General features: G+C 65.0%; 6 protein-coding genes. 4 read left to right on the forward strand and 2 right to left on the reverse strand.

Annotation, left to right across the window (positions count from 1 at the left end; translation table 11 throughout):
* Positions 1-4 precede the first annotated feature (4 nt).
* A complete protein-coding gene (locus ACVOK8_RS14325; protein ID WP_481567413.1) occupies positions 5-2,092 on the reverse strand; it encodes a DUF802 domain-containing protein in 2,088 nt (695 codons plus the stop codon).
* Positions 2,093-2,102: 10 nt separating this feature from the next.
* Complete coding sequence (locus tag ACVOK8_RS14330) at positions 2,103-2,819, reverse strand: DUF3348 domain-containing protein (protein WP_481567415.1); 717 nt, start codon at positions 2,817-2,819, stop codon at positions 2,103-2,105.
* Positions 2,820-3,025: 206 nt separating this feature from the next.
* Here ACVOK8_RS14330 and ACVOK8_RS14335 point away from each other — a divergent pair, with 206 nt between their 5' ends.
* The 4 genes from ACVOK8_RS14335 to ACVOK8_RS14350 all read left to right on the forward strand — a co-directional run bounded on the left by ACVOK8_RS14335 (position 3,026) and on the right by ACVOK8_RS14350 (position 7,582).
* Entirely contained in the window at positions 3,026-5,242 is a 2,217-nt protein-coding gene (locus ACVOK8_RS14335; RefSeq protein ID WP_481567416.1) for a TonB-dependent siderophore receptor, read from the forward strand.
* A gap of 132 nt (positions 5,243-5,374) precedes the next feature.
* Complete coding sequence (locus ACVOK8_RS14340) at positions 5,375-5,662, forward strand: hypothetical protein (protein WP_481567417.1); 288 nt, start codon at positions 5,375-5,377, stop codon at positions 5,660-5,662.
* The gene (locus ACVOK8_RS14345) at positions 5,659-5,961 is read left to right on the forward strand and encodes a hypothetical protein (RefSeq protein ID WP_481567418.1); all 303 of its coding nucleotides are present in this window, start codon (positions 5,659-5,661) and stop codon (positions 5,959-5,961) included. Before ACVOK8_RS14340 ends, ACVOK8_RS14345 begins: the two co-directional genes overlap by 4 nt.
* Before the next feature lie 10 nt (positions 5,962-5,971).
* Positions 5,972-7,582 (forward strand): PepSY-associated TM helix domain-containing protein, encoded by a 1,611-nt coding sequence (locus tag ACVOK8_RS14350; protein ID WP_481567419.1) that lies wholly within the window; start codon positions 5,972-5,974, stop codon positions 7,580-7,582.
* Positions 7,583-7,688 lie beyond the last annotated feature (106 nt).

Consider the following 7,688-nt stretch of genomic DNA (forward strand, 5'->3'; position numbering starts at 1 on the left):
GCGCTCAGGCTCCGGCGTTGTCGCGGGCTTCGGCCAGCTGCTGCAGCTCACCGATGATCTGCTTCTGCGAGAGCATGCTCAGGTCCACCACTTCACGCGCCTGCGCGACGTAGTAGGCCAGCTGCTCATCGCTACGCGTCAGCGACTTGTCCAGCGCGCTTTCGATCAGCTGCAGGCGTTCGCTCAGGGCGGCGGTGGACTGGCCGAACAGCTGCACCGCACTGCCGAAGGCATCACCCAGGCTGGCCATCTCCACTGCGCTGGCAGTGACGTTGGCAGCGGCCTGATCAAGCTTGTTGGTCTCGCTTTCGAGCTGATTGCTGAAGCGGCCGCCGACGCGTTCGAGCAGATCGGCCGAGGTGCTGACCAGCGCATCGACTGCGCTGCGTTGTTCGGTGGATGCGTGGGTGACCGCACCGAGCAGGGTTTCCAGCGTCGACAGCAGGTGGCTGCGTTCTTCCAGCATGGCGGTGTCGCGGACCATGCTGTCGGACAGCTTCTGGCGCAGCTCGGCCACCACTTCGGCGGCGGCGCGCGGTGCTTCCGAGGCGGTCTGCACCAGACGCGAGATCTCGGCGATGGTGTCGCGGGCCTGCGCCTGCTGCTGTTCGCTCATGCTCTGGGTGGTCTGCGCAAGGCTGTCGCAGATCTGCTGCTGGCGCTGCGCGACGGCTTCGCCATTGCGCTGCCAGCTGCTGTCCAGCGTGTCGACCATTGCCGATAGCGACTGCGACCATTGGCCCAGCCGCTGTTCGTCGCGCTCGGCGAACGCGCTCTGCAGTTGTTCGTGCGATTGCTGCAGCGAAGACAGCAGCGACTGTGCGTGCTGTTCGAACGCTGACGATGCGCTGAGCAATGCCTGCTCATTGCGTAATGCCAGTTGCTCGTGTGCGCTGTGCTGATTCGTCAGCGCCTCGCGCCACACTTCGGCGGTACGGCCGACGTTGTCTTCCATGCGCGCGGCGACGCCATCGATCAAGCTGTTGGAGCGCTGCTCGAAGGTGTTGCTGAACTGTGCAAGCGCCTGCTGCAACTGTTCGTTGAGCGCGCTGTTGCTGCGCTGCTGTGCGTCCAGTGCATTGCTCCAGCTGCTGCCAGCGGTTGCGGCCGCACTCTGCACGGCGGCATTGATGCCTTCGAGCTGCTTGTGCACGGCGCTGTCGATGCTGGCGTGCAGGGCGTTGGACTTGTCAGCCAGGCCCGCCATGGTTGCATCAACGACGGGCTGCAGTGCGGCGCCCACCGCATTGGCCTGCTGGCTGATGCCGGCCTGCATCGACTGCTGCAGCGATGCCGCCAGCTGCGTATAGGCCGCTTCGGTGCGCTGGTGGAACTCCTGCTGGCTGGCCTGCAGGCGTTCGTTGTTGCTCTGATGCTGCTGCTCCAGGCTGCTCATCATCGCTTGCAGACGCTCGACCAGGGTCGGCATCAGCGCGTTCTGTTCCTGCAGCAGGCGGAAGGTCTCGCCGCGCTGGAAACTCTGCGAATGCGTGCGCAGCTGGCCGGCGATGCCTGCATCTAGTTCCTGCACGGTCTGCGCGCGCTCACGGCGCAGCAGCGCCGACAGCAGACCGAGTGCAGCCGAGCTGGCAACACCGGCAATCGAGGTGCCGAAGGCGAAACCCAAACCCTTGACCGGTGCGGCCAGCGAGCTGCGGATCGCATCCAGGTCGGTCGCGCTTTCCAGCGCCAGGCCAGTGCCACGCAGGGTGGCCATCATGCCGAGCAGGGTGCCGAGCATGCCCAGCAACACCAGCAGGCCGACCAGATAGGGGGTCAATGCAGGAGCGGGCAGGCCGACGCGTTCGCCCTGTACGCGCAGCCGCACCGGACCACGCAGGCCCGGCTGCAGGCGGCTGAGCCAGCCGTCGAGGTTGTCTGCCGCTTCGCCGATGGCCGGCAAGGCCTGCTGCAGGGTGCTGGTGGCCTGGCGGTAGCGGAACAGTTCCACCGCACCGGCCAGATAGCAGGCAGCGATGATCGCGGCGACCACCGCGGCCAGCGGATGGGTGCCGGCATAGCCGATGCCGATCCAGCACACGGCCAACAGGCCAACAAGGAAGACAACGACTGCAACGAGGTTTCTGGACATGAGGTACGGATTACCGGGTGCGTAGCGCTGCGAGCAGGCCATCGATGGGGTGGAAGCGGACATCCAGTTCGGCCAGCAGCGCGATGCGCAGGTCTTGCCGGAACGTGACCAGCCAAGGGCCGGTGGGTGCCGCGGTGGGTTCCGATGCGGCTGCATCGGCGGGGTCATGCGCGGCTGCAGCGAGCAGCCGTTGGTAGTACAGGCCGAGCAGCACCGGCACATGGGAAAGCAGGCTGTGTTCGCGCGGGCTGAGGGTGGCTTCCATCACCGCGTCGACTTCGGCCAGGCGTGCCTTGGCCGGGGATTGCCGGGCCAGCATGTCACGCAGGCGGCCGCGCAGGCGACCCGTGGCGGTCTGCATGGCCCGTTGCTGGTTCAGATAGTGCTGGCGGTAGGGGGCGAAGCCGGGCGGCAGCTCGGCGTCGGCAGGGGCTGGGTTGCGCGGCGGGCTGAGGTCGATCTCGGCCTGGATGGCCTCTGTCAGCTTGGCTCGCACATTGGCGTATTCAACATCCTGCGCCGGCGTGTAGTCGGCACCTGCTTCGGGCTCCGGCGGTGGGTTGTCCAACGCCTTGGACAGGGTGATGGCACGGTTCCAGTCGAACCACTGCGCCAGCCGCTCCGGCACCGCAGGTGCCGCAGGGGATGCTGCCTCGTCGTTGAATCGGGCCAGCAGGCGAATGAACGCCGGGCCCAGAACGGGCGCCCGTTCGGATGCTTTCGCCATGGTCCTGACTAAAAATTGGCCATTTTACATGCTGGCGCAAAGCGCGCTTTGGGCCGGGTATTCAGGCCTCGGCTGGCGGGACCAGTGCGGGTGACAGAACAGCCAGTGCCAACGATATTGTTGCGAATGGTTATTATTTACTATAATCGGCACATCAGCCGCTGCCCGGGCAGTCAGCCAATACTTCTGTCTGTGCAGGTTGATCCGTGTCCCTCCCCCGTATTTCTGCCGGTCTCCGCCCGGCCTTGCTGTCCCTCGCCGTCGTCTCGGCCCTGTTCCCGCTTGCTGCAATTGCGGCCGAAGCCGAAGTGGCTGCCGACGCGCAGACGCTGGATGCGGTGCGGGTCAATGCCTACCGCACCACTGGCCACACCTCTGGTGCGACCAAGACCGATACCGCCATCGCTGAAACCGCACAGTCGGTGTCGGTGATCGCGCGTGAGGAGCTGGACGCACGTGGCGTGCAGAACCTCAACGAAGCCATGCGCTACGTGGCCGGCGTGTCGCTGGAAAGCAGCGGCATCGACAACCGTGTCGATGACTTCCGCATCCGCGGCTTCGACGCTGGCAGCTGGGCCAACAACGTCACCATCGACGGCATGCGCGCGCCGCAGGGCAGCCAGTGGAACCGAAGCATGGTCGACAGCTGGAACCTGGATCGCGTGGAAGTGCTCAAGGGCCCGTCCGCAGTGATGTACGGGCAGGTGGCTCCGGGCGGGATGGTCAACCAGGTCAGCAAGACGCCGGTGCCCGACCAGCAGCAGGTATTGCGCGTCGGCATCGATGGCAATGGCCAGTACAGCAGTGCCTTCGACGTTGGCACCGGAACGGATGACAACCGCCACCTGCTGCGCTTGGTCGGCCTGTACCGCGACGGCCAGACCCAGATCGATCGCACCGAGCAGCAGCACTGGTTCCTGGCGCCCAGCTACACCTTCCAGATCGCCGAGCGCACGCGCCTGACCCTGCTCGGCCTGTACCAGAAGGACGACGGTGGCTCGACCTACCAGTTCCTGCCGATGGCCGGCACGCTGCGGCCCACCGCTTACGGCTACATGAAGAACACCACCTTCATCGGCGAGCCCAACTGGAACACCTTCGACCGCACCATCTGGACCGCCGGTTACCTGTTCGAGCACAGCTTCAACAACAACTGGACCCTGAGCCAGAGCGCGCGCCATACCGATGTCGAATCAGTGTTCCGCACCGTGGTGACCAATGGCGGCCTCAATGCTGATGGTCGTACCCAGAAGCGCCGTGCGACCTGGGGTGAAGGCGACTCCAAGGGCGAGACCGTCGATACCCGTTTGACCGGCAAGTTCAGCACCGGCATCGCCGAGCACACCGTGCTGGTGGGCGTGGATTGGCAGAAGGCCGACTGGACCGGTGCACGTGGTGGGATGGTCAATCCGGCCGATATCGACATCTTTAATCCGGTCTATACCAACTACGTGCCGGTCACTACCAGCATCAACTACACAGGCGGCATCAACCGCCAGACCGGTGCCTACCTGCAGGACCAGATCGCTATCGACAAGTGGCGGCTGACCTTTGGTGGACGCCATGACTGGAGCAAGGATGACACCTGGAGCCAGGGCTATACCGTGGCGAGCAATACCTACGCTGCCAAAGTTCCGACCCGGGTGAAAGACAAGGCATTCAGCGGCAATGCCGGCGTGTTGTATGTAGCCGATAACGGCCTGACCCCGTACCTGAGCTATGCCGAGTCGTTCCAGCCGGCGGCCACCAACATCAACATGAGTTACACACAGACGCCGTTCGACCCGGTGACGGGCAAGCAGTGGGAGGCGGGCATCAAGTATCAGCCGGCGAGTTTTGATGGCCTGCTGACGCTTTCCGCCTACGATCTGCGCCAGCAGAACATCGTCACCAATGATCCGGACCCGACGCACCAGGACAAGTGCGGCAACAAGGGAGACAGCGCATGCCAGGTGCAGGACGGCGAAGGTCGCGTGCGTGGCGCCGAGCTGGAAGGGCGCATCACCCCGCTGGAGGGCTTCAGCCTGATCGGCGCAGCCAGCTGGATGGATTCGGAGGTCACTCGCAGCAACAACGGCTATACCGGCAAGCAGCTGGCAATGGTGCCGGACTGGACGGCGGCGTTGTGGGCCGACTACACCTTCCTCGCTGGCGGCCTGGAAGGACTGAGCGTTGCGGCTGGCGTGCGTTACAACGGGCGCAGCTATGGCGACAGCGCCAACCTCTACCTGATCCCGTCCTACACCTTGTGGGATGCCGCCATCCGCTATGACGCCGGCCAGCATGGCGCGGTCGGCACGCAGTTCGCGCTCAACCTGAGCAACCTCACCGACAAGCGCTTCGTTTCTACCTGCGGCGGCGTGTCGTCCTGCTACTACGGCACCGGCCGTACCGTTACTGCCACTGCACGTTTCAGTTGGTGATCCGCGCGCGGCGCCTGCGCGTCAGTGCAGGCGCCGCCAGCGCATGTCCAGCGAAGAGCCAGACCAGATGAGAAACCCATATAGCATGCGCGTCCGGCAACGGCGCGCGATCACGTATAGCAGGCAGGAGCCATGAACCTGTGGCTGGGCATCGCCGGCAGCTTGGCCGGCATCGTTGGCGGACTGCTGCTTTACGTCGCTTCGCCACAGCAACAGCTGCGTGCCGCCGGGCCTTGGCCGACGCGGCATGCATGGTGGCCGGGCACGCTGTTGGTGCTGCTGTCACTGTTGGCGCTGTGGCCGCTGCTCGCGCCACTGGAAGCGCTCGCGAGCTGGTTGGTGTTGTTGATGCTGGTGTGGTCGCTCGCCCCGTTTCTCGGTGCGTGGCGCGCACGCGTGCGTGCGGGGCGGTCGGTATGAGCACGGCGAAACCGCGGCTGGAAAGCCGCCACTGGTTCGGCAAGACCTGCGCTGGCGTGGTGCTGGGCTTTGGCCTGGCCTTGGCGCTGTCCGGCCTGTTCGCGTGGCTGGGCCCAGATGGCATCAATGCCGGCGGCGGCAAGAACCAGTTCAACATGTGGCTGATGGCACCGATCTGGGCGACGGTGCTGTCCTTCGTCTACCTGTTCCGCAACAGCCTGCGTGCCTGGCTGTGGTTGGGCGCGGCCAATGTGCTGGGCTTCGCCGCGCTGTGGCTGGTGCGTGGAGTGATGTCATGAAGGTGCTTGCATGAAGATTCGCAGCGACATCATCAAGGTCTACAAGGATGTGCATATCTGGATCGGCATCGTCAGCGGGCTGATGTTGTTCATCGCCTTCTATGCCGGTTCGGTCACCATGTTCGAGAAGCCGCTGGAGCGCTGGGCGACGCCGCCTTCCACCTTGTCGCCGGCACCGTCACTGCAACAGGCCGACGCGCTGGTGGCCGCGGTGCTTGCCGAACACCCGAAGGCGGCATCGCGGTACTTCGTCTCGGTGCGTCCGCATGCGGATCAACCGGCGCGGGTGTACTGGCAGGAGCGCGCACCCGGCCAGGGCCGTCGCCAGTTCACCGAGTATGGCGCCAGCTTCGCCGCCGACGGCAGCCTGCAGGTGGCGCAGACGCGCAAGGCACCGGTGGCGCAGCTGGTGGATACGCTGCACCAGCTGGTCGGCCTGCCATTCCCGGACAAGATCGCACGGCCGATCATGGGCGCGGTGGCGATGGCGTATGCGGTCGCCCTGGTATCGGGCCTGATCGTGCTGCTGATCACCTTGAGCAAGGATGTGTTCGCGCTGCGCATCGGCAAGAACATCAAGCGCATGTGGCTGGATGCACACAACGCGCTGGGGTTGTTCAGTCTGCCGTTCCACATCGTCATCGCGCTGACCAGCGTGGTGTTCGCCTTCCACGACCAGTTTTACGATGCACAGGGAGCAGTGGTGTATCCGCAAGGCATCGAGTGGAGCGAGGAGCATGCCGAATCGCCGGGTGGAGCCGCTGTGCTGCCGGCCGTCGAGTTGCTGCGCCGGGTAGAGCAGCAGTTGCCGGGCTTCGAGGTGCAGAGCTTCGGCTTCCAGAACAAGGACGGCCATGTTGAAGCAACGGTGACCGGACTGGATATCCGCCATGGCACGCGTGCGCGGGTGTATGCCAGCACCCACCTGGATCCGTATAGCGGTGAGGTGGATGCACATGACCTGCCGGGTCATATGGATGGTTGGAACGGCGCGGTCAATGCGTTCTTCGCGCTGCATTTCGGCAGCTTCGGTGGCAACCCGGTGCGCTGGTTGTACCTGCTGATGGGCCTGGCCGGCGCGGCGCTGTTCTACACCGGCAACCTGCTGTGGGTGGAATCGCGGCGACGCAAGCGCAAGGGCGCGGAGACGCCGGTGCAGAAGCGTTCGGCCCGGGTGTTGGCCTGCCTGACGGTTGGCGTGTCGCTGGGTTGCGTGGCCGGCATATCCGCCAGCATCGCCGCCACCAAATGGCTGCCGTCGCTGGTCACCGATCTGAAGGCCTGGCACACCGGCATCTACTACGCGGTATTTGTCGCGGGCATCGCCTGGGCGTTCCTGCGCGGCGCACCGCGCGCTGCGGTTGAGCTGCTGCGGCTGAGTGCGCTGTGCACGCTGGCGATTCCGCTGTCGAGCATCGCCGGTGCCTTGGGCGTCGCCGGCAGCTGGTACCACGTAGGCAGTTGGCCGGTGGACCTGACCGCGCTGCTGTCGGTGCCGGCAATGCTGTACATCGCCAGACGCACGCAGATGCGCTTACAGCAGGGCCATACCGACAGCATCTGGTCGCAGGGTAGTGCCGAGCCATGCTCGGCAGGACCGCTACCGGGGACCCAGCTGTAGGAGTCAACTGTCTTTAGCGCCTCCCGCTATACCCGCTATCCAGGGTGCGTTGTCACGTTTCATGGCATTGAGCCTGGTCAGGTATTTGCGCATACAGGCGGTGACA

This window comes from Stenotrophomonas sp. STEN083 (assembly GCF_056759195.1).

Bases quoted from the DNA above. Each gene is read 5' to 3' on its own strand.
- ACVOK8_RS14325 (WP_481567413.1), bottom strand. From the start codon at position 2,092: ATGTCCAGAAACCTCGTTGCAGTCGTTGTCTTCCTTGTTGGCCTGTTG.
- ACVOK8_RS14330 (WP_481567415.1), bottom strand. From the start codon at position 2,819: ATGGCGAAAGCATCCGAACGGGCGCCCGTTCTGGGCCCGGCGTTCATT.
- ACVOK8_RS14340 (WP_481567417.1), top strand. From the start codon at position 5,375: ATGAACCTGTGGCTGGGCATCGCCGGCAGCTTGGCCGGCATCGTTGGC.
- ACVOK8_RS14345 (WP_481567418.1), top strand. From the start codon at position 5,659: ATGAGCACGGCGAAACCGCGGCTGGAAAGCCGCCACTGGTTCGGCAAG.
- ACVOK8_RS14350 (WP_481567419.1), top strand. From the start codon at position 5,972: ATGAAGATTCGCAGCGACATCATCAAGGTCTACAAGGATGTGCATATC.